Source organism: Streptomyces sp. NPDC086519, from assembly GCF_040686075.1.
GTDB lineage: Bacteria > Actinomycetota > Actinomycetes > Streptomycetales > Streptomycetaceae > Streptomyces > Streptomyces shenzhenensis.
The window spans coordinates 44737-64341 of record NZ_JBFBJL010000040.1 but is presented as its reverse complement, the minus strand read 5'-3'; the positions used below and the strand labels follow the sequence as shown (position 1 = coordinate 64341).

Sequence of the window (19605 nt, the reverse complement as noted above, 5' to 3'; positions counted from 1 at the left end):
GCCCGCCGGATCACTGTATGGCGGCGACGGACGCGGCCCAGGGGTCACCTTGTCCGCCGCCCTGGCCGGGCGGCGAGCGGCTCTCACGATGACCTTGATCACCGGCCTGCCCGGTTCTCATCTCCGGAAGAGTTCGTTGAGGTCCGTCTGCGAGATCTGGTTCTCGGCGTACGAGAAGGTCCCCCGGTCCGCCAGCTCCCTCGCCGCGTCCAGCAGATGCGCGTACATCGCCCGGGCGATGCTCCCGCCCACCGTGACCCGGCGCACGCCGAGTTCGCGGAGGTCGGCCAGGGACAGGGCGTTGCCGGTCAGGCCCATCACCACGTTGAGCGGGCCGTCCAGCTCGCGCACCAGTGTGCCGATCGTCGCCGCGTCCGCCGCGCCCGGCACGAACGCGCAGTCGGCGCCCGCCGCCGGATACGCGTTGGCCCGCCGCACCGCCTCGTCGAGCGGCCCGCCGGTCAACAGCACAGGTGCGGATGGCGGGCGGCGGGCGGCGGGCGGCGGGCGGCGGGCGGCGGGCGGCGTACTGTCGTGCCCGTCCGTCACCCGCGGCCACCGTTCGCCCGACGGCCTCCGCCGGCTGCGGCCGTTGGGCGGACGGTGGCCCGGCGGTGGACCGCCGCTGGGGGACTGATGGACGGACGACCAAGGAGGAACCCCACGTGACCTGCCGTGTCATCCTCATAGCCCCGGCCATGACCCCCTCGCTGCGGCGGGCCCGCTTCGACGACGGTGACTCGATCGAGAAGCCGGAGGCGGTGGCGATGTCCCTGCCGGCCGCGGGCGAGGAGGTGCGCTCCCCCAGCGTGCGCTGCCGGGAGACGGCGGCCGCACTGGGCCTCGACGCCTCGGCGGAGCCCGAGTTGTCCGGCCTGGACGCGGGCCGCTGGCGGGGCCGGACGCTGGAGGAGGTCGGCACCGCCGAACCCGACGCGCTGCTCCGGTGGCTGACCGACCCGGGGGCCGCGCCCCACGGAGGCGAATCGGTACGGGAGTTGTGCGCCCGGGTCACCGGCTGGCTGGACCGGACGGGCCTGGCCATCGGCAGGACGATCGCCGTGGTGGAGCCGGAGGTGGTGCGGGCCATGGTGCTGCACGTCCTCGGGGCGCCCGAGACCGCGTTCTGGCGCGTGGACGTCCCACCGCTGTCGGCGACGGAGATCGCGGGCGGGCCGGGGCGCTGGAACCTGCGGCTCGGCCAGGTCGGCGGCTAGGGAGTGTGCGGCGGGGCGCCGGAAATGCGGTGGAGCGGTGCGCCCCGGCCTGCCTAGGGTCCCGTCATGACCACCCGCACCTTCCGCGTCACCGTCCGCGGCGCCTTCGACGGCCTCAGCCCCGAGCAGCGCGCCGAACTGGCCTCCCGGGCCGCCGACCACGACGTGCTGCGCGCCGCCTTCACGCCGGAGGGCCACCTCAGCTACGACATCGCCGCCCGGCCGGCCTTCACCTTCCGCTTCCAGGACAGCGGGGAGGACGAGGAGGACATCCTGGAGGCGACCGAGCGCGCCGAGAAGGCGGCCAGGGCGTGGCTGACCGAGCGCGGCTACGGCTACAAGAACCTCAGGTCCAGCGCCGAGGACCTCTCCCAGGCGCCTCTCAGCAAACGGCAGCGCCGGGCAGCCGCACAACAACAGGACTGACGGCCGGCGGCGGGCGGCACCCTCGGCACGGCGCCCCCGGGCCCCGGGCCCCTGGGTCAGGCCGCGCCGCCGGGTATCCAGCCCTGACCGCGCAGCACCGCCGAGACGTCCGGCGGCCGGTAGTGCTCGCCCTTGAGCACCTTGCCGTCGGCCCGGCGGGCCACCTGCCCGTCGGGCCCCAGCTTGCTCATGTTGGACCGGTGGATCTCGGCGAGCACCTCGTCCAGGTCGATCCCGTGCACCAGCGCGGTGCCGTATGCCACGTAGACCACGTCCGCCAGCTCGTGCGCGAGCCGGTCAAGAGGTCCCCCGACCGCGACCTCGGCGACCTCGGCGGCCTCCTCGGCGAGCAACTCACCCCGGTGCGCGGCCAGTTCGGGGGACACCTCGGTCGGCGTGCTGCGGGTGTCCAGACCGAAGGCGTGGTGGAACTCCCGGACGAGGCGGGCGGGCGAGGCACCGGGCGGGCCACCGGGGACGGAACTGGTCATGCGAACGACTCTAACGGCCGCCACCGACAGTCCCGGTCCGCCGCCGTGCTCCCGGCACCGACCGGCGCTGGCCAGGACGGTGACCGGCTGGCAGGATCGCGCGCATGCCCAAGCTGTTCCCCCGTATCCGCAGACGCCGTGCGCTCCAGTGCGCGGCGGCCGGCATCGTCGCGTTCGGCCTGATGCTGTGGTGGCTGCTGCCGCTGGGCGACAAACCGCCGACCGGGACGATCACCTTCAGCACCGGGACGCTGCGCGGCGTCTACCAGGAGTACGGCGAACGGCTGCGCACCGAGCTGGGCAAGGACATGCCGGGGCTCAAGGTGAAGCTGGTGCAGAGCAACGGGTCGTACGAGAACGTGCGGCGGGTGGCGACCGGCCAGGCCGACTTCACCATCGCGGCGGCCGACGCGGTGGAGACGTACGACCTGAACGGCGGGCGGGGCGCCGGACTGCTGCGCGGAGTGGCGCGGCTCTACGACGACTACGTCCAGCTCGTCGTGGCGCGCGACTCGGGCATCACCAGCGTCGCGCAGCTGCGGCACAAGCGGGTGGCGATCGGGCTGCCCAACTCGGGGGTGCGGCTGATCGCCAACCGGGTGCTCAGGGCCGCCGGGATGGACCCGGCGAAGGACATCACACCGATGTCCGACGGCATAGACACCGGCCCGGACCGGTTGCGGCGGGGCAAGCTCGACGCGTTCTTCTGGTCGGGCGGGCTGCCGACCAAGGGGCTGCTCGACCTGGCGAAGAAGTTCAGCTTCACGTTCGTGCCGATTGGCGGAAACCTCGTCACCCGGCTGCACACCGAGGGCGAGGCCGCGCTCTACTACCGGGCGACCAACATGCCGGAGTCGGCGTACCCCTCCGTGCAGCAGGGCACGACCGTAGCCACGATCGCGGTCTCCAACGTCCTGATGACCCGCAAGGACATCGACCCACGCCTCACCGAGTGGGTGACCCGCACGGTCATCAAGAGCCGCGACGACATCGGCAACCACGTCCACTCCGCCCAGCTCGTGGACCTGCGCACAGCGATCTACACGGACCCGCTGCCCCTACAGGAGGGGGCCAGACGGTACTACCGCTCGGTGAAGCCCTGACCGTGACGACAGCGCCCCGTCAGGGGCGCGGGGCGGTATCGGCATGCGGCTCCGCCGCGTGGGCGCGACGAGCCCGCACCGGCCCGCACCCGGTCCACCACCGGGCCCACCCGTCTCTCACCCGCCTCGCGGCACGGACACGGTCACCCGCAACCCCCGCGGCTCATGGTGCTCGCACGACAGCGAACCCCCACCCGCCGCCAGCAACGCCCGCGTGATCGACAACCCCAGCCCCGACCCCTTCACGTTCTGATGCCGCCCGCTCCGCCAGAACCGGTCCCCCACGCGCGCGAGCTCCTCATCCGTCAACCCCGGTCCCGTGTCGGTCACCACGACCGTCGACACGTCCCCCTCGGTGGTCACGGTCACCTCCACCACGCCTCCCTCCGGCGTGAACTTCACCGCGTTGTCGATCACCGCGTCCAGCGCGCTGGACAGCGTGACCGGGTCGGCCCACCCCGTGGTCGGCGTGCAGTGCCCGGTCAGCCGGACCCTCTTCGCCGCGGCGGCCGGTGCCCACGCGGCGATCCGCTCCTCGGCCAGCCGCCCGATGTCGGTCAGTGTCAGGTCCGCCTCGGCGTGCTCGGCCAGCGCCAGGTCGAGCAGGTCGTCCAGCACCTGGGCGAGCCGCTTGCCCTCGGTGCGGACCGAGGCGATCTCCTCGTTGTCCTCGGGGAGTTCGAGGGCGAGCAGTTCGATGCGCAGCAGCAGCGCGGAGAGGGGGTTGCGCAACTGGTGGGAGGCGTCGGCGACGAAGGCCCGCTGCTGCTCCAGCACGTCCTCGACGTTGTCCGCCATCTCGTTGAACGCCAGGGCCAGCCGCCTGAGTTCCGGCGGGCCGCCGGCCGCCGCGACCCGGGACTTGAGCCGACCGCTGGCGATCGCGTGCGTGGTGGCGTCGAGCACCCGTACCGGGCGCAGCACCCAGCCGGTCAGCCGCAGCGCCGCGCCGACGGCGAGCAGCATCGCCGCGCCCTCGCCGGCGCCGATGACCAGCCAGTCGCGCAGGGTGCGGGAGCGCATCGGGCCGGTGGGCGAGTCGGTGACCACCACGGCGACGACGTCACCGTCCCGGATCACCGGCGAGGCCACCACCAGCCGGCTGTGCTGCCAGGGCCACACCTGAGCGGGGTCGTGGCTGCGGCGGCTGAGCAGGGCCTCGTCGAAGGCTTCCCGGACCTCACCGGTCGTCGGCAGCACCCAGTCGTCGGGCGCGTTGGCCATGGAGGAGGCGTTGCGGTGGAAGACGCCCGCGCGGATGCCGTAGACGCCGTAGTAGCTGGCCAGTTCGCGGCGGAGGGTCTCCAGCCGGTCGTCCGTGCTCACGGGGCGCGCGGTGGTGGGCGTGTCGGTCACGAACTGGGCGAGGGCCGCGAACCGCGCGGTGTCGTCGATGCGGTCGACGACGACCTTCTGCTGCTGCGCGGCGGCCGTGCTGACGGCGAGCGGTACGCCGAGCGCGAGCAGCACGGCCGCCATCAGGACGATGAGCAGCGGCAGGAGACGTGTGCGCACCCGTCCCCGCTAGGCGGCCGGGGCGACGAGCCGGTAACCCACGCCGCGTACGGTCTCGATGAGCGCGGGCATGCGCAGTTTGGCGCGCAGGGAGGCGACATGCACCTCCAGGGTGCGGCCGGTCCCCTCCCAGCTGGTGCGCCAGACCTCGCTGATGATCTGCTCCCGGCGGAAGACCACGCCGGGCCGCTGGGCGAGCAGCGCCAGCAGGTCGAACTCCTTGCGGGTCAGCTGGACGAGCGTGCCGTCCACGCTGACCTGACGGGTGGGCAGTTCGATGCGGACGGCGCCGAGCCGCAGCGCGCTGTCGCCGTCGGCGCCGGCCGGGCCGTCCTCGTGGTGGGTGCGCCGGCTCACCGCGTGGATCCGGGCGAGCAGTTCCCCGGTGTCGTACGGCTTCACCACGTAGTCGTCGGCGCCGAGGTTGAGGCCGTGGATGCGGGAGCGGACGTCGGAGCGGGCCGTCACCATGATCACCGGGGTGCTGGTGCGTTTGCGGATCTTGCCGCAGACCTCGTAGCCGTCCTGGTCGGGCAGGCCGAGGTCGAGGAGGACGACGTCGTAGCCGTCGCTCTCGGGGACGAGGGCCCGCAGGGCCTCCTCGCCGCTGCGGGCGTGGGTGACGGAGAACCCGTGCCGGGCCAGGACCGCGGAGAGCGCGGCGGCAACGTGGTTGTCGTCCTCGACGAGCAGCACTCTCATTCCGGCCCCCTCCGGTGCAGCGGTCGTACGGTCGTGATTCGTCGTCGGCTTGCCTGTGGAGAATCCGCACGTCGTGGAAGACGTGAACACGCGCGCGTGCACAGGGCAGTCACGCTGATGGACGCCGACGGCGTCAAGTGGGTTCCGGTGGCGGGCGGGTTCCGTTACGCGGCCGATACGCGGACCGCCGGCGCTGCTACGACATGTGCCCGGTTGCTATCGGATCGTGATGCTCAGATCTCCCTCAGATGTGATGACGCCGCTCATCAGCGAAAACTACATTCCTGCGCAACCGAGGAGGACGGAGTCCGAAAGCGATGACCGAAGTATCGGTGGTCAAGGAAGACGTGGCCGCGACAGGCGAACTGGTCGTCCTGAAGAACGTCAACAAGCATTTCGGAGCGTTGCACGTGCTCCAGGACATCGACCTGACGATCGCCCGCGGCGAGGTCGTCGTGGTGATCGGGCCCTCCGGATCCGGCAAGTCCACTCTGTGCCGCACCATCAACCGTCTGGAGACCATCGACGGCGGAACGATCACCATCGACGGCAGGCCGCTGCCCCAGGAGGGCAAGGAGCTGGCCCGGCTGCGCGCCGACGTCGGCATGGTCTTCCAGTCCTTCAACCTCTTCGCGCACAAGACGGTGCTGGAGAACGTGATGCTCGGCCAGCTCAAGGTCCGCAAGGCGGACCGGAAGCAGGCCGAGGAGAAGGCCCGCGCCCTGCTCGACCGGGTCGGGGTGGGCACCCAGGCCGACAAGTACCCCGCGCAGCTCTCCGGCGGCCAGCAGCAGCGCGTCGCCATCGCGCGGGCGCTGGCGATGGACCCGAAGGTCATGCTCTTCGACGAGCCGACCTCGGCACTCGACCCCGAGATGATCAACGAGGTCCTGGAGGTCATGCAGCAGCTGGCCAGGGACGGCATGACGATGATCGTCGTCACTCACGAGATGGGCTTCGCCCGCTCGGCCGCGAACCGCGTGGTCTTCATGGCCGACGGCCGGATCATCGAGCAGGCCACGCCCGACCAGTTCTTCAGCAACCCGGACAGCGACCGGGCCAAGGACTTCCTGTCGAAGATCCTGCACCACTGAGGCGCGGCAGCGCCCGCTTCCCTTTCACAGCCGTCTCCACAGACGTCTCCACAGCTGTCTTCAGCCCTGTCTCCAGAGCTGTCTTCAGAGCTGTCTTCAAAGCCGTCTTCACCAAAACGAGGGATGTTCATCATGCAGTTCCGCAAGGTCACCGCCGCCTCCGCCGCCGTGCTCGCGCTCGCCCTGTCCGCCACGGCGTGCGGCAGCGGAGACAAGAACGACAGCGGCTCCTCGGGCGGCGGCAAGATCAAGGTCGGCATCAAGTACGACCAGCCCGGTCTCGGCCTCCAGGAGCCCGACGGCTCCTTCTCGGGCTTCGACGTGGACGTCGCCACCTATGTCGCCGGGCAGCTGGGTTACAAGCCGAGCCAGATCGAGTTCGTGCAGACCAAGAGCGCCGACCGGGAGAACGCCCTCGCGCGCGGTGACGTGAAGTTCATCGCGGCCACCTACTCGATCACCGACGAGCGCAAGGCGAAGGTGGACTTCGCCGGCCCGTACCTGCTGGCCCACCAGGACCTGCTGGTCAAGAAGGACTCGACCATCTCCAAGGGCACGGACCTCAACGGCAAGAAGCTGTGTTCCGTGACCGGTTCGACCTCGGCGCAGAACGTCCAGAAGACGCTCGCCCCGAAGGCCAACCTCAAGGAGGTCGGCACCTACTCGGAGTGCATCGCCGGCCTGCAGAGCGGCGCGGTCGACGCCGTGACCACGGACGACTCGATCCTCGCGGGCTTCGCCGCGCAGGACAAGTACAAGGGCCAGTTCAAGCTCGCCGGCCTGAAGCTGAGCAACGAGAACTACGGCATCGGCGTCAAGAAGGGCGACTCCGCGACCATGGACAAGATCAACAAGGCGCTGGAGAAGATGGTCAGCGACGGCTCCTGGCAGAAGGCCGTCGACAAGAACTTCGGCCCGGCGAACTACAAGAACGAGCCCGCCCCGAAGATCGGCGTGATCGTCAAGTAAGGCACGGTTCTCAAGGGGACCCCCTCGGGCGCGCCGCCCGCCACCGCTTCCCCGGCGGCGGCGTGTCATGCCCTCCACGTACGCCACACACCCGGAAGCGCGGGAAATCGTGTTCGACTTTCTTCAAGGCTACGACGTCCTAGGGGCGTTCTGGACGACGGTGAAACTGACCGTCTTCTCCGCCGTCGGCTCCCTGGTCTGGGGCACCCTGCTGGCCGCCATGCGGGTCAGCCCGGTGCCGTTGATGCGCGGGTTCGGCACCGCCTACGTCAACATCGTCCGGAACATCCCCCTGACCGTCATCGTCATCTTCACCTCGCTCGGCCTCGCCGACATCTTCGGCGTGACGCTCGGCGCCTCCGACTTCAAGGTCCAGGGCTTCCGCCTCGCGGTGCTCGGCCTGACCGCCTACACCGCGGCCTTCGTCTGCGAGGCCCTCCGCTCCGGCATCAACACCGTGCCCGTCGGGCAGGCCGAGGCGGCCCGCGCGATCGGGCTGAACTTCTCCCAGACCCTGCGGCTGATCGTGCTGCCGCAGGCCTTCCGCGCGGTGATCGGCCCGTTGGCCAACGTCCTGATCGCCCTGACCAAGAACACCACCGTGGCGGCCGCGATCAGCGTCGCCGAGGCCGCGGCCCTGATGAAGACGATGATCGAGAACGAGGCCCAGACGGTGGCCATCGGCGCGGTCTTCGCTTTCGGCTTCGTGGTCCTGACCCTCCCGACCGGCCTGTTCCTCGGCTGGCTCGCCAAACGCCTGGCGGTGAAGCGATGAGCTCCGTCCTGTACGACACCCCGGGGCCCCGCGCCAAGCGGCGCAACCTGCTGCTCTCCGTCGTCTTCGTCCTGCTCCTCGCCCTGCTGGCCTGGTGGGTCTGGCAGAAGCTGGACGACAAGGGCCAGCTGAAATGGGCCCTGTGGCAGCCGTTCACCACCTCCGAGGCGTGGACCACGTATCTGCTGCCGGGCCTCGGCAACACCCTCAAGGCGGCCGCGCTCGCCATGGTGATCGCGCTCCCGCTGGGCGCGGTCCTCGGCATGGGCCGGATGTCCGACCACACCTGGGTGCGGATCCCGGCGGGCTGGGTGGTCGAGTTCTTCCGCTCGATCCCGGTCCTGCTGCTGATGCTGTTCGCCCAGGAGTTCTACGTCCGTTCCACCGAAGTCGGCAGCGACGAACGCCCGCTGTACGCGGTCGTCACCGGCCTGGTGCTCTACAACGCCTCGGTGCTCGCCGAGGTGGTACGGGCCGGCGTCATGGCCCTGCCGAAGGGGCAGACGGAGGCGGCGTACGCGATCGGGCTGCGCAAGGGGCAGACGATGACCGGCATCCTGCTGCCGCAGGCGGTCACCGTGATGCTGCCGGCCATCGTCAGCCAGCTCGTCGTGATCGTGAAGGACACCGCGCTGGGCGGGGTGATGCTGCAGTTCACGGAGCTGCTCACGGCGCGCGGCACCCTGGCCGCCAACTACGCCAACGTCATCCCCAGCTTCGTCGTCGTCGCGGTCGTCTTCATCGTGCTGAACCTCGCGCTCACCACGTTCGCCGCCTGGCTGGAACGCCGGCTGCGGCGCAGCAAGCGGAGCACGGGCGCGGTCCTCGGCGCCGAGGACGTCCAGGACCTGAACACGGCCGAGGTGGCCGGCGCCTTCGGCTCGGGGGCATCCGCCTGACCCGCAGTCAACCCGCGCACGGGGTACCGAGGCGGCGGCCGCACGGTCGCCGCCTCCGCCGCGTTCCACCGGCCCGACGGGCTCCGCGCGCCCGCCATGCTGACGTGTCCCCAGGTGCGCCGCTTGACCGGGTGGCGCCCAGTCTGTTGCATACGTTCTGTGATCGTGCACCCTGCTCCACCCACCCGTTCATCCATCTCCGTCGGGACTCGCGTACGGGCAGGGGGCGCCGCGCCGTGGACCCGGTGATCATCGTCGGAGCTGGGCCCGTCGGGCTCACGCTCGCCCTGGCGCTGGCCCGCCAGGAGGTGCCGTCCGTCGTCCTGGACGAGAGCCCGGGCAAGGACGAGCCGCGCCCGGCGCGCACGGTGGTGCTGCGCGAGGACACCGCCGCCCTGGTGACGCGGTTGAGCGGCGCGCCCCTGGACGATCTGGGCCTGCGCTGGACCGGCTGGCGGTCGATGCGGCGCCGGCAGGTGATGCGCGAGGTCGTCTTCGACGACGCCGGCGAGCCCTCCCCGCTGCACATCGCGCAGCACGTGCTGACCAACGCCCTGCGCGCCGCGATCGCCGACGAACCGCTGGTCAAGGTCGTCACCGACAGCCGCCTGGACACCGTCGAGCAGGAACGCTCCGGGGTCACCGCGCACACCCGGGGCCCCAAGGGCACCTGGTGGCGGGGCAGTTACCTGGTGGCCTGCGACGGCACCCGCTCGACCGTGCGCAAGCTCCTGGACATCCGCTTCCCGGGCCGTACGGCGGTGGAGCGGCACGCGGTCGCCGCGCTGCGCGTGGAACTTCCGTGGCCCGGTCAGGCGTTGCTCCATCGGACACCGCCGTGGCGGATGTCCGGGCCCTCGGCCGGGGAGGTGACCGCCCGCCCCCTCCCGGACGGCGTGTGGCGCCTGGACTGGCTGCTGCCGCCCGGCAAGGACCTGGTCACGCCCGAGCTGCTCGTGACCCGGATCCGCGAGACCCTCGCCGGCTGGACGGACGGCACCACACCGCCGTACGACCTGCTCGACACCGGAGTCCACACCGTGCACCACCGCCTCGCCCGCCGGTGGCGGGTGGGCCGGGTGTTCGTCGCCGGGGACGCCGCGCACCTGCTCGGCGCGCTCGGGACGCACGGGCTCGACGAGGGGCTGCGGGACGTCGACAACCTCGCCTGGAAACTGGCCCCGGCCTGGCACCACGGCCGGCACGAGGCGCTGCTGGACAGCTACCAGAGCGAGCGGCGCGGAGCGGTCGCCGCCCGGCTGCGCGCCGCCGACCAGGTGCTGCCGGTGCTGCGCGGCGGTGGCGGGCTGCGCGGGTTCGTCCCCGGCGCGTCCCGGGGGCACGACGCGCTCCTCGCGGACGGTCACCTGGGGCACGGCCCGCTCGGTGCGCCGGGGGCATACGCCGCCTCGCCCCTGGCGCCCCGGCATCTGGAGCACGAGGTCCCGGTCGGCACCCCGTTCGGCTCGCCGGTCACCGACGTCCGGGTCACCGCGGAGGACGGCACCTTCGTGCGGCTGCGCTCGCGGCTCGGCCGAGGCGCGCTGCTCGTCGTCCTCATCGCCCCCGGTACCGGCGTGTGGGACCGCAAGCACTGGGTCTCCGCCGGGATCATGCCCCGGCTCGCGGCGGCCGTGACCGCACTGCCGCACCCGGCCGAACTGCTGGTCGCCGAGGCCTACCCGGGCACCCCGGCGCACACCGTGCTGCTCGTGCGCCCCGACGGCCACCTGGTGACCGCCCTCAACGGGGTCCGCCCGGCCGATCTCTACGCGGCGGCCGAGGCGACCCTGGGCGGCAAGGACCAGGAGAGCACGGAGCCCGCCGAGACCGCGGAGGACGCCGAGCGGGCGAAGCAGAGGACGGGGGCGTAGGCCGTTTTCCACGCCCGGTGACCGAGCGGTTCACATGCTGACGCTGAGTTGACCGGCCCGCACCGGCATGGTGTACTCCGCATCGTGAATGACACCACTGTGCGCCTGTGGCGGAAGGTCCATGTGGACCTCGTCCGCTATGCGGGCTGCGTGTGTCTTCCGTCCTGCTGACTTCGCATTCCTCTTCTCTCTCAGGGCGCCGTCTGCGCCCGTTTCCGCGAACCCTCATCAGGATCGGTGCACGTGTCTGCCTCCCTCTCCGCCTCCTCCGTCTCCCCCTCCGCCCCCGCGCCAGGCGCCGCGCCCACCCAGGCGGACCTTCTCGACTTCGTCCGGCGTACGGCCGCCGACGCCGAGCTGATCGCCTCGCTCCCGCTCGACTCCGAGGGCCGCACCTGGGTACGGCTCGACGGCCCCGCCGGCAGTGAGGCCTGGCTGATCGGCTGGCCCCCCGGCACCGGAACCGGCTGGCACGACCACGCCGAGTCGGTCGGCGCCTTCCTCACCGCCGCCGGTGAGCTGAAGGAGAACTCGCTGGCCACCCGGCTGCCCACCGACGGCTGGCAGACCCTGGAGCTCTCCGAGGGCGTCGACCGCGAGCGCCGGCTGCCCGCCGGGAAGGGCAGGTCCTTCGGCCGCGATCACGTCCACGAGGTGCTCAACGAGTCCACCGAGCACCACGCGGTCTCCATCCACGCCTACTACCCGCCGCTGCCCCGGATCCGCCGCTACAGCCGCACCGGGCAGGTGCTGCGCCTGGAGCAGGTCGAGCGCCCGGAGGACTGGCAGTGAGCGGCGCGGAACCGGTGGAGCCGCGCCCGGTCGGCATCGACGAGCTGCTGGAGCGGGTGCGCGCGGGCTACCGGCGCATCGAGGCGCAGGAGGCGTACGACGCGGCGCGCACCGGCGAGGCCCTGCTGGTCGACATCCGGTACGCGGCGCTGCGCGAGCGGGACGGGGTGATACCCGGTGCCCTCGTCGTAGAGCGCAACGAACTGGAGTGGCGCCTGGATCCACAGGGCAGCCACAAGGCCCCGGAGGCCACCGGCCACGACATCCAGGTCGTCGTGATCTGCAACGAGGGCTACGCCTCCAGCCTGGCCGCCGCCTCCCTCCACCAACTGGGCCTGCACCGGGCGACGGACCTGGTCGGCGGCTTCCAGGCCTGGAAGTCGGCGGGCCTGCCGGTCACACCTCAGTCGCCCCCGTCACCCCGGTCGTCCTAGTCGTCCTAGTCGTCCTAGTCGTCCGTCGGGCAGTACACCGGGGCGAGGTCCGCGTTGTCCTTGGTGACCAGCCGGATCCTCGCCTTGGCGATCTTGTCCACGTTCTCGTCACGCAACAGGGCGATCGTGTTCTCCACCGCCAACTGGCCCATGTCGGCGGCCGAGTTGGAGACCGTGGCGGCGAACCGTCCGTCCTTGAGGGCCGCCAGCCCCTCGTCCGTGCCGTTGACGGTGACGATCCTCACGCCCGTGGCCCCGGCCGCGTCGAACGCCTTGCGCACGCCGAAGGCCATCTCCTCGTTGGCGACGAACGCGTAGTCCAGGTCGGGATGGGCCTTGATCATGCTCGCGGCGACGCTCTTCGCCTTGGCCGCATCGAACATGCCCGGCTGCTCGGCGACCACCTTCGCGTTGGCCGGCAGCGCCTTGGTGAAGCCGCCTACGAGCAGGTCGGAGGCGGCGCCGGGCGCCCCGGCGACCACTCCGACCCGCACCTGCCGCCCGGCCGCCGCGTCGGCGACCCATCCGGCGTCCAGTTCGCCCACCTCCTTCAGGTCCACGACGACCGCCCCGAGGATGCCGGAGGGATCAGCGTCGACCGAGGTCAGGAAGACGGGGATGTGCGCGCTCCGGGCCTGCGCGATGTCCTGCCGCAGGGCGTCGGTGCTGACCGTCTGGAGGATGATCACGCCCACCTTGCGCGCGATCATGTCCTTGATGTTGGACAGTTCCTGTGCCGCGTCCTGGTGCGAGTCAGCCGTGATGATCTTCGCGAAGTTGTCCTTGGCCGTCCGCACCACGGCCCGCTGCAGACAAGTGTGGAACTGGGTGGACCCTCCGTTCACGAACCCGATCACCAGCGGACCGTCGTCACCGCCCTGCTGGGCCGAGTCGAACGCACAGCCGCCCAGCCCCAGCCCGGCCACGAGCCCGAAGGCGGCCAGGGCGCTTCGGGTGCGAGCAGTTCCGGGCATGGCGGGGCCGCCTTTCGAGTGCACGGGTTTGTCTCCCTTCCAAGGGAGTTGATGACCTGCGGGGATCCACGCGGGTGGCGGGACCGGCCGACGCTACCGCCACCCCAAACGAAACGAACCCGCCCGCGCGCGCACGCTAAGGGTGCGCACGCCGTAGCGATCCGCAGAGGAAACGGTCCGGTGGGTTCGCCGCGTAGCGCTCGGTGCGGATCGTGCCGCGCAGGCCGGTGTCGAGGAGGGTCCCGCAGGCGGAGATCAGGGCGGCCGCGCAGAGCAGGGCGAGGAAGGCACCGAGGAAACCGGCCTTGCGGGCGCGCGGACGGTCTTGGGGGCGTAGCGCAGCAGCATGGCGTACACCGTCGTCGACGCGGAGGGCCCGGAGCACTGCGGTGGTGCGGTGTCCTGACGGGGGCACCCCCCGGGGAGACTGTCGCCCCGTCAGAAGTCCCCGGCCTCCAGGAACTCGGTGTCCTCGCCCTCCTCGTCCAGGGCTCGCCGGACGACCCGGAGGGCCATGCCCTCGGGGTACCCCTTGCGGGCGAGCATGCCGGCGAGGCGGCGGATCCGCTTGTCGCGGTCGAGGCCCCCGGTGGAGCGGAGCTTGCGGGCGACGAGTTCGCGGGCCGTCTCCTCCTCCTGCTCGGAGTCGAGCCGGCCGACGGCCTCGTCGACGAGCGCCGAGTCGACCCCCTTGGTGCGCAGTTCCTGGGCGAGTGCGCGCCGGGCCAGCCCCCGGCCGTGGTGCCGGGACTCCACCCAGGCGTCCGCGAAGGCGCTGTCGTTGATCAGCCCGACCTCCTCGAACCGCGACAGCACCTCCTCGGCCACGTCGTCCGGGATCTCCCGCTTGCGCAGGGCGTCCGCGAGCTGTCTCCGGGTGCGCGGGGTCCCGGTGAGCAGGCGCAGACAGATCGCCCGCGCCCGCTCAACCGGGTCCGCTGGAGGTTCCCCCTGCTCGGCCCTCGACGAGGAAGAGGAACCCCCGTCCTCACCGGACGGCTCCCCGAAGCCACGCCGACGGCGCGTCCCGGGCTTGCGCGAGCCACGGCCGGGTGACCCGTGCCCGCGGGGCCCGCCCGGGCCACCGTGCGTGCCGTCGCCGTACGCGCCGTCGCTCCCGTAGTCGCCGTCGCCCGTGCCGTAGGCCTCGTCGCCACCCCCGGCGGAGCCCGAGTCGCCCCCGGTGCCCCTCCCCCGTGGGGCACCGGGGGACGCGTACTCGTGATCGGCCCAGTCGGTTCGTCGTGTCACGGCGTCAGCTCTTGGCGGTGGCGGCCTTGGGCTTGGTGGCCTTGGCGGCGGCCGGCGCGGGCACCGTCTTCGCCGCGTCGTCCGTGGCCGCGGTGGTGGTGACCGCCGCGTCCGCGCCCGGCTCGGCGGCGGGCTGCTCCGGGCGGACGCCGACGCCCAGCTTCTCCTTGATCTTCTTCTCGATCTCGTTGGCCAGGTCGGGGTTGTCCTTGAGGAAGTTGCGCGCGTTCTCCTTGCCCTGGCCGAGCTGGTCGCCCTCGTACGTGTACCAGGCGCCGGCCTTGCGGACGAAGCCGTTCTCCACGCCCATGTCGATCAGGCCGCCCTCGCGGCTGATGCCCTGGCCGTAGAGGATGTCGAACTCGGCCTGCTTGAAGGGCGGCGCGACCTTGTTCTTGACGACCTTGACGCGGGTACGGTTGCCGACCGCGTCCGTGCCGTCCTTCAGCGTCTCGATGCGACGGATGTCGAGCCGCACCGAGGCGTAGAACTTCAGCGCGCGGCCACCGGTCGTGGTCTCCGGGGAGCCGAACATCACGCCGATCTTCTCGCGGAGCTGGTTGATGAAGATCGCGGTGGTCTTGGACTGGTTGAGCGCACTGGTGATCTTCCGCAGCGCCTGACTCATCAGGCGGGCCTGGAGACCGACGTGGCTGTCGCCCATCTCGCCCTCGATCTCTGCGCGCGGGACGAGCGCGGCGACGGAGTCGATGACGATGAGGTCGAGGGCGCCGGAGCGGACCAGCATGTCCACGATCTCCAGGGCCTGCTCGCCGTTGTCCGGCTGGGAGAGGATCAGGTTGTCGATGTCGACGCCGAGCTTCTGCGCGTACTCGGGGTCCAGGGCGTGCTCCGCGTCCACGAACGCGACCTGACCGCCCGCCTTCTGCGCATTGGCCACGGCGTGCAGGGTCAGGGTCGTCTTGCCGGAGGACTCCGGTCCGTAGATCTCCACGACCCGGCCGCGCGGCAGGCCACCGACACCCAGGGCGACGTCGAGCGCGGTCGACCCGGTCGAGATGACCTCAATGGGCTCCTTCGTCCGGTCGCCCATGCGCATGACCGCGCCTTTGCCGAATTGCCGTTCAATCTGTGCGAGCGCGGCGTCGAGCGCCTTCTCGCGGTCGGTTCCTGCCATGGGTTCCACCCGGTTTGCTTGAGTCGATCGCTTCACGTCAAAGACGCTAACGCCTGCCACTGACAATGCGCCCCGACGCCGGTTCGGCCTGTGGACAACTCGGGGACTTATCCACCGAAAACGTGTTGAACTGCCGTTGAAATCCCCATCCGGAGCCTCACCGGAGCTCCCATAAGAATGGATGTTCGATTTTCGTGTCAAGCGCGCCACCCGGCACTCCCGGCACTTCCCCGCTGCCGTGCGCCATCGAACCTTGATCATTGCCAAACGATCTTCACCGGGCCGTCGTCGAGCTTGGCGCCTTCCTGGAAGCCGGGGACGGTCGGCGCCCGGAGGTGGGCGTACGCGGCTCGCGGGCGGGAGCGCGCGGCGCGCCGGGGGGCGGCAGCCGGAGGCAGGACCGCGGCACGGCACCCCGCACCACCCCGCGAGGCGTTCACCCGATCGTGAGTTTCCGCATGCCCCGCGCGCCGTGCCGCGATGCTCGAAGAGGCGGCCGGGGAGCGGCGCCGCCCTGGGTGCTGTGGGTGGGAGAGCGCATGACACATGAGACGGGACGACGCGGTCTGGACGAGCAGGCCGTGCTGCTGGCGGCGGGGCTGGCCGACCTGGCGGTGAGCACGGTGGGCACCGCCTTCGGGACGTTACGGGGGCTGCTGCGCCGCTCGGACACCGGCGCGCTGGCGGCGGAGGCCGAGCACGACCTCACCGCGCGGGGGCGCCTGGTCCTGGACCGGTATGCGGCCGTGCCCCCGGCCCATCTGGAGATCCTCGCCCGGCACGCCCTCGTCCGACGGACCACCGCCGATGACTGACCGGTGGGATCCGACCGCCTTCAAGAACCGCGTCGACGAGGTGCTGCGCCGGTTCGTCGCCGAGGAGGCCGACCTGTTCGCGGCGGTCGACCCGCTCCTGATCCCGGTGGCCGAACAACTGGAGGCGGCGGCCGCGGACGGCAAACGGCTGCGGGCGGCGTTCTGCTACTGGGGCTGGCGCGCGGTGGGCCAGCCGGACAGCGCCGCGCTGGTGCGGGCGGCGGCCTCCATGGAGCTCGTGCACGCCGCCGCCGTCGTACACGACGACCTCATCGACGACAGCCCGCTGCGGCACGGGCGCCCCACCCCGCACCTCGCCCTGCGCACCGCCGTACGAGACCGTCCGGGCGCCGACGCCGCCGCGCGGTCGCTGGCGATGCTGGTGGGCGATCTGCTGATGTCGCTGGCCGGGCAGTTGTTCGCGACCTGCGGGCTGCCCGCCGCCTACCTCGCCCGGGCCCGGCCCCTGTGGTCGGTGCTGGCCCGGGAGCTGATCGCGGGCGAGTGCCTGGAGATCCTGCGCACCGGAGCCGGTCCGGACACCTCGGCCTCGCTGAAGGTGATCCGCTACAAGACCGCCAAGTACACCGTCGAGCAGCCCCTGCTGATCGGCGGCGCCCTGGCCGGGGCCGGCGAGCGGCTGCGTGAGGGGTACTCCGCGTACGGGCTGCCGCTGGGCGAGGCCTTCCAGCTCCGCGACGACCTGCTCGGCCTGTTCGGGGCACCGGAGCGCACCGGCAAGGCCAACGCCGACGACGTACGCGGCCAGCGGCCCACCGCCCTGCTCGCGGAGACCTGGCGTCTCGCCCGTGCCGACGACCGGGAGCGGCTGGGCGCGTTGCTCGGCAGCCCGGATCTGGACGCGGACGGCCTGGACGCGGTCCGCGAGGTGATGTGCCGGCTCGGAGCACCCGACCGGATCGAGCACATGATCGGCGCGCGGGTCGCGGAAGCACTCGACGCTCTCCACGAACTGGACGTGCCGGCTCCCGCCGCCGGCGCCCTGACCTCGCTGGCCCACTCGGCCGCGGTCCGCCTGTCCTGACCCCCCCACGGGTGGCCCGGAGGGCGCCCGCGACGACAAGGAGCCCTGCCGTGACCTACACCGAGGCCTCGATGGACACCCTGCGGCACGCCGGTGACGAACTCGCCGACGCCACGGTCGCCGCGCTCTTCGAGCGCGGGGAGGTGGGCACGTTCAACACCCTGATGCGGTACGTCTCCACCGCCGGCGCTCCGCTGCCGGACGGGCTGCCCGGTGTCGCGCGGGAGTACCTGGAGGCCACCCGGATGCCGCCGTCCTGGGTGGACTGGGGCGAGATGGAGAAGGCCCGGCTGTTCTTCATCGACAACAACGTGCACATCTCGACCGCGCTGTCCTTCGCCGCCATGCCCGCCTGTTACGTCGTCCCGCGCGTGGCGAAGCTGCTGTCGGCCACCCACGGGCTGCGGTACCCGTCCAAGCGCATGGCGGAGACCGGTCAGTTCACCGTGTACCTCATGCAGCCCGACGCCTTCGAGGCAGGCAGCCGCTTCATCCCGGCCGCCCAGAAGGTGCGCCTGCTGCACGCCTCCGTCCGGCATCACCTCAGGCGTGAGAACCGCTGGGACACCGAGGCGCTCGGCACGCCGATCTGCCAGGAGGACATGATCGGCGGGCAGATGTTCTTCTCTCTGCTGGTCCTCGACAGCCTGCACCGGCTGGGCGTCCACCTGTCCACGGAGGGCGCGCAGGCGTACTACTACGCGTGGCGGGTGGTGGGCGCCATGCTCGGCGTCGACCAGGAGGCCGTTCCGAAGACCCTCGACGAGGCGCGCGCCTTCCTCGATCTGTACATGGTCCGGTACATGGGCCCTTCCGAGGAGGGCGTGGTCCTGACCCGGCAGCTCATCGACCTCTACGAGGAGGTCGTCCCCGGCACCTTCTTCGACCCGGTCGTCTCGGCCCTGATCCGCCATCTGGTCGGCGACACCTGCGCCGACTGGCTGGCCGTGCCGCGCACCCCGTGGGACACCGTCGTCAAGGCCGTACCGCATCTCCTCGGCGTCCTGGAGACCATCGAGGACCGCGCCCCGCTGGGCGCCTGGGCCCTGGACCGCCTCGGCCACCTCACCACCGTCCTCGAACTGTCCTCGCTCACTCGTGGCCGCGTCATGCACTACGCCATCCCCGAACACCTCAAGAAGGACTACGGAGTCCCGGGCTCCGTACCCCGCACCCGGCGGTGGACCCCGCCGGCCGCCACGGTCTCCTGATCCCCCTACTCCGCGAGGCGTACCGCGGGTGTCTTCGGCCGGACGACGACCGCGCGGACAGCCCCCGAGAGGCTGAGCGCATGTCCTCCTCCCTGAAGGATCCGTCCCGGAAGCCACCGGCGAACCCGCCGGCCGGGGTGCGCCCCGCCGAGCGTCTGTGTCACACGACCGGTGCGCTCCTCGTCCTGTCCGGCCTGGCGCATCTGGTGGTGTTCGCGGTCGACGGCGGCCCCTGGTACGGCCCGGTCTCCTGGCGCAAGCCCGTCACGTTCGGGCTCTCCTTCGGGCTGACGCTGATCGCGGTCGCCTGGGTCACCTCGTATCTGAGGATCGGGGAGCGGCTGCGGACCGTACTGCTCCTCGTGTTCGCCGCCGACTGTGTGGTGGAGGTCGGCGGGATCACGCTGCAGGCGTGGCGGCGGGTGCCCTCGCACCTCGACATGGCAACGCCGTTCGACACGGCGGTGTCCATGGTGCTCGCGGTGGGCGGCGGGGTCCTGGTGGCGCTGCTCACCGTCTTCGCGGTGGCGTCCTTCCAGCGGCGGCCGGCCGGCCCCGTGGGCATGGCGCTCGCGGTGCGCTCCGGGTTCGCGATCCTGCTGGTGGCGCTGGCCTCGGGAGCGGCGATGATCGCGCGCGGGGTGGTGCTTGTCCGGAGCGGGCACCAGGCGGCGGCGTACGGGTCGACGGCCCCGCTCAAGCCGCTGCACGGCGTCAGCCTGCACGCGGTGCTGGTCCTGCCGGCTCTGGCCTGGCTGCTGTCCCGCACCACGTGGAGCGAGGAGACCCGGTGGCGGGCCGTGGCAGCGGCGGTGGGCTGCTACGCGGCGGCGGTGGCCGCGGCCGGGGTGTGGGCGGTGCTCACCTACCGATAGCGGCG

General features: G+C 71.7%; 23 protein-coding genes. 15 read left to right on the top strand and 8 right to left on the bottom strand.

Translation table 11 applies throughout. The annotated features are described in order from the left end of the window. Window positions 1-117 precede the first annotated feature (117 nt). Window positions 118-471, bottom strand: coding sequence for an isocitrate lyase/phosphoenolpyruvate mutase family protein (locus tag AB0P24_RS31375; protein WP_365799913.1), 354 nt, complete (start codon window positions 469-471; stop codon window positions 118-120). Between the two features lie 194 nt (window positions 472-665). Between AB0P24_RS31375 and AB0P24_RS31370 the strand changes: the two genes are divergently transcribed. Both AB0P24_RS31370 and AB0P24_RS31365 read left to right on the top strand, forming a co-directional pair. Next, complete coding sequence (locus tag AB0P24_RS31370; RefSeq protein WP_365799911.1) at window positions 666-1217, top strand: histidine phosphatase family protein; 552 nt, start codon at window positions 666-668, stop codon at window positions 1215-1217. Window positions 1218-1283: 66 nt separating this feature from the next. After that, window positions 1284-1643: a DUF6204 family protein gene (locus AB0P24_RS31365; protein ID WP_365799909.1), complete on the top strand. Its 360-nt coding sequence runs from the start codon at window positions 1284-1286 to the stop codon at window positions 1641-1643. Window positions 1644-1699: 56 nt separating this feature from the next. Here the strand turns inward: AB0P24_RS31365 and AB0P24_RS31360 are convergent, their stop codons facing one another. Then, the gene (locus AB0P24_RS31360; protein WP_365799907.1) at window positions 1700-2134 is read right to left on the bottom strand and encodes a MazG nucleotide pyrophosphohydrolase domain-containing protein; all 435 of its coding nucleotides are present in this window, start codon (window positions 2132-2134) and stop codon (window positions 1700-1702) included. Between the two features lie 104 nt (window positions 2135-2238). Here AB0P24_RS31360 and AB0P24_RS31355 point away from each other — a divergent pair, with 104 nt between their 5' ends. Next, window positions 2239-3237 carry a TAXI family TRAP transporter solute-binding subunit gene (locus AB0P24_RS31355; RefSeq protein WP_365799905.1) on the top strand — a complete coding sequence of 333 codons (999 nt, stop codon included), beginning with the start codon at window positions 2239-2241 and terminating at the stop codon, window positions 3235-3237. A 117-nt stretch (window positions 3238-3354) separates the two neighbouring features. Here the strand turns inward: AB0P24_RS31355 and AB0P24_RS31350 are convergent, their stop codons facing one another. Both AB0P24_RS31350 and AB0P24_RS31345 read right to left on the bottom strand, forming a co-directional pair. Beyond that, window positions 3355-4752 carry a HAMP domain-containing sensor histidine kinase gene (locus tag AB0P24_RS31350; protein WP_365799903.1) on the bottom strand — a complete coding sequence of 466 codons (1398 nt, stop codon included), beginning with the start codon at window positions 4750-4752 and terminating at the stop codon, window positions 3355-3357. A 9-nt stretch (window positions 4753-4761) separates the two neighbouring features. Continuing rightward, window positions 4762-5454: a response regulator transcription factor gene (locus AB0P24_RS31345; RefSeq protein WP_365799901.1), complete on the bottom strand. Its 693-nt coding sequence runs from the start codon at window positions 5452-5454 to the stop codon at window positions 4762-4764. A 317-nt stretch (window positions 5455-5771) separates the two neighbouring features. On the opposite strand from AB0P24_RS31345, the gene AB0P24_RS31340 reads away from it, so the two are divergent. The 8 genes from AB0P24_RS31340 (at window position 5772) to AB0P24_RS31305 (ending at window position 12291) form a co-directional block, all read left to right on the top strand. Then, the gene (locus AB0P24_RS31340; protein ID WP_365799899.1) at window positions 5772-6548 is read left to right on the top strand and encodes an amino acid ABC transporter ATP-binding protein; all 777 of its coding nucleotides are present in this window, start codon (window positions 5772-5774) and stop codon (window positions 6546-6548) included. Window positions 6549-6680: 132 nt separating this feature from the next. After that, window positions 6681-7517 (top strand): glutamate ABC transporter substrate-binding protein, encoded by an 837-nt coding sequence (locus AB0P24_RS31335; RefSeq protein ID WP_365799897.1) that lies wholly within the window; start codon window positions 6681-6683, stop codon window positions 7515-7517. Window positions 7518-7626: 109 nt separating this feature from the next. Beyond that, window positions 7627-8292: an amino acid ABC transporter permease gene (locus AB0P24_RS31330; RefSeq protein ID WP_365799895.1), complete on the top strand. Its 666-nt coding sequence runs from the start codon at window positions 7627-7629 to the stop codon at window positions 8290-8292. Further along, on the top strand, window positions 8289-9191 hold the full coding sequence (locus AB0P24_RS31325; protein ID WP_365799893.1) for an amino acid ABC transporter permease: 903 nt from the start codon (window positions 8289-8291) through the stop codon (window positions 9189-9191). The genes AB0P24_RS31330 and AB0P24_RS31325 overlap by 4 nt, the downstream gene beginning before the upstream one ends. Before the next feature lie 236 nt (window positions 9192-9427). Further along, a complete protein-coding gene (locus tag AB0P24_RS31320) occupies window positions 9428-11065 on the top strand; it encodes an FAD-dependent monooxygenase (protein WP_365799891.1) in 1638 nt (545 codons plus the stop codon). 84 nt (window positions 11066-11149) lie between these two features. Then, complete coding sequence (locus AB0P24_RS31315) at window positions 11150-11236, top strand: putative leader peptide (RefSeq protein ID WP_350779852.1); 87 nt, start codon at window positions 11150-11152, stop codon at window positions 11234-11236. Between the two features lie 66 nt (window positions 11237-11302). Continuing rightward, the gene (locus AB0P24_RS31310; RefSeq protein ID WP_365799889.1) at window positions 11303-11857 is read left to right on the top strand and encodes a cysteine dioxygenase; all 555 of its coding nucleotides are present in this window, start codon (window positions 11303-11305) and stop codon (window positions 11855-11857) included. Beyond that, the gene (locus tag AB0P24_RS31305) at window positions 11854-12291 is read left to right on the top strand and encodes a rhodanese-like domain-containing protein (RefSeq protein WP_365799887.1); all 438 of its coding nucleotides are present in this window, start codon (window positions 11854-11856) and stop codon (window positions 12289-12291) included. Before AB0P24_RS31310 ends, AB0P24_RS31305 begins: the two co-directional genes overlap by 4 nt. 14 nt (window positions 12292-12305) lie before the next feature. Here the strand turns inward: AB0P24_RS31305 and AB0P24_RS31300 are convergent, their stop codons facing one another. The 4 genes from AB0P24_RS31300 to recA all read right to left on the bottom strand — a co-directional run bounded on the left by AB0P24_RS31300 (window position 12306) and on the right by recA (window position 15654). Continuing rightward, the gene (locus AB0P24_RS31300; RefSeq protein WP_365799885.1) at window positions 12306-13265 is read right to left on the bottom strand and encodes a sugar ABC transporter substrate-binding protein; all 960 of its coding nucleotides are present in this window, start codon (window positions 13263-13265) and stop codon (window positions 12306-12308) included. Window positions 13266-13401: 136 nt separating this feature from the next. Next, window positions 13402-13650: a hypothetical protein gene (locus AB0P24_RS31295; RefSeq protein WP_365799949.1), complete on the bottom strand. Its 249-nt coding sequence runs from the start codon at window positions 13648-13650 to the stop codon at window positions 13402-13404. Between the two features lie 53 nt (window positions 13651-13703). Beyond that, complete coding sequence (recX, locus tag AB0P24_RS31290) at window positions 13704-14516, bottom strand: recombination regulator RecX (RefSeq protein WP_365799883.1); 813 nt, start codon at window positions 14514-14516, stop codon at window positions 13704-13706. A 4-nt stretch (window positions 14517-14520) separates the two neighbouring features. Continuing rightward, window positions 14521-15654: a recombinase RecA gene (gene recA, locus AB0P24_RS31285; protein ID WP_365799881.1), complete on the bottom strand. Its 1134-nt coding sequence runs from the start codon at window positions 15652-15654 to the stop codon at window positions 14521-14523. Window positions 15655-16193: 539 nt separating this feature from the next. Here recA and AB0P24_RS31280 point away from each other — a divergent pair. The 4 genes from AB0P24_RS31280 to AB0P24_RS31265 all read left to right on the top strand — a co-directional run bounded on the left by AB0P24_RS31280 (window position 16194) and on the right by AB0P24_RS31265 (window position 19600). Beyond that, entirely contained in the window at window positions 16194-16469 is a 276-nt protein-coding gene (locus tag AB0P24_RS31280; RefSeq protein ID WP_365799879.1) for a polyprenyl synthetase, read from the top strand. Further along, window positions 16462-17514, top strand: a complete 1053-nt coding sequence (locus tag AB0P24_RS31275) for a polyprenyl synthetase family protein (protein WP_365799877.1) — start codon at window positions 16462-16464, stop codon at window positions 17512-17514. Before AB0P24_RS31280 ends, AB0P24_RS31275 begins: the two co-directional genes overlap by 8 nt. Window positions 17515-17564: 50 nt before the next feature. Beyond that, window positions 17565-18725, top strand: coding sequence for an oxygenase MpaB family protein (locus AB0P24_RS31270; protein ID WP_365799875.1), 1161 nt, complete (start codon window positions 17565-17567; stop codon window positions 18723-18725). Window positions 18726-18805: 80 nt separating this feature from the next. Further along, window positions 18806-19600, top strand: a complete 795-nt coding sequence (locus AB0P24_RS31265) for a hypothetical protein (protein ID WP_365799873.1) — start codon at window positions 18806-18808, stop codon at window positions 19598-19600. The last annotated feature ends 5 nt before the right edge of the window (window positions 19601-19605 follow it).

Bases quoted from the DNA above. Each gene is read 5' to 3' on its own strand.
- AB0P24_RS31365 (WP_365799909.1), top strand. From the start codon at position 1,284: ATGACCACCCGCACCTTCCGCGTCACCGTCCGCGGCGCCTTCGACGGC.
- AB0P24_RS31360 (WP_365799907.1), bottom strand. From the start codon at position 2,134: ATGACCAGTTCCGTCCCCGGTGGCCCGCCCGGTGCCTCGCCCGCCCGC.
- AB0P24_RS31355 (WP_365799905.1), top strand. From the start codon at position 2,239: ATGCCCAAGCTGTTCCCCCGTATCCGCAGACGCCGTGCGCTCCAGTGC.
- AB0P24_RS31345 (WP_365799901.1), bottom strand. From the start codon at position 5,454: ATGAGAGTGCTGCTCGTCGAGGACGACAACCACGTTGCCGCCGCGCTC.
- AB0P24_RS31340 (WP_365799899.1), top strand. From the start codon at position 5,772: ATGACCGAAGTATCGGTGGTCAAGGAAGACGTGGCCGCGACAGGCGAA.
- AB0P24_RS31335 (WP_365799897.1), top strand. From the start codon at position 6,681: ATGCAGTTCCGCAAGGTCACCGCCGCCTCCGCCGCCGTGCTCGCGCTC.
- AB0P24_RS31325 (WP_365799893.1), top strand. From the start codon at position 8,289: ATGAGCTCCGTCCTGTACGACACCCCGGGGCCCCGCGCCAAGCGGCGC.
- AB0P24_RS31300 (WP_365799885.1), bottom strand. From the start codon at position 13,265: ATGCCCGGAACTGCTCGCACCCGAAGCGCCCTGGCCGCCTTCGGGCTC.
- recA (WP_365799881.1), bottom strand. From the start codon at position 15,654: ATGGCAGGAACCGACCGCGAGAAGGCGCTCGACGCCGCGCTCGCACAG.
- AB0P24_RS31280 (WP_365799879.1), top strand. From the start codon at position 16,194: ATGACACATGAGACGGGACGACGCGGTCTGGACGAGCAGGCCGTGCTG.
- AB0P24_RS31275 (WP_365799877.1), top strand. From the start codon at position 16,462: ATGACTGACCGGTGGGATCCGACCGCCTTCAAGAACCGCGTCGACGAG.
- AB0P24_RS31265 (WP_365799873.1), top strand. From the start codon at position 18,806: ATGTCCTCCTCCCTGAAGGATCCGTCCCGGAAGCCACCGGCGAACCCG.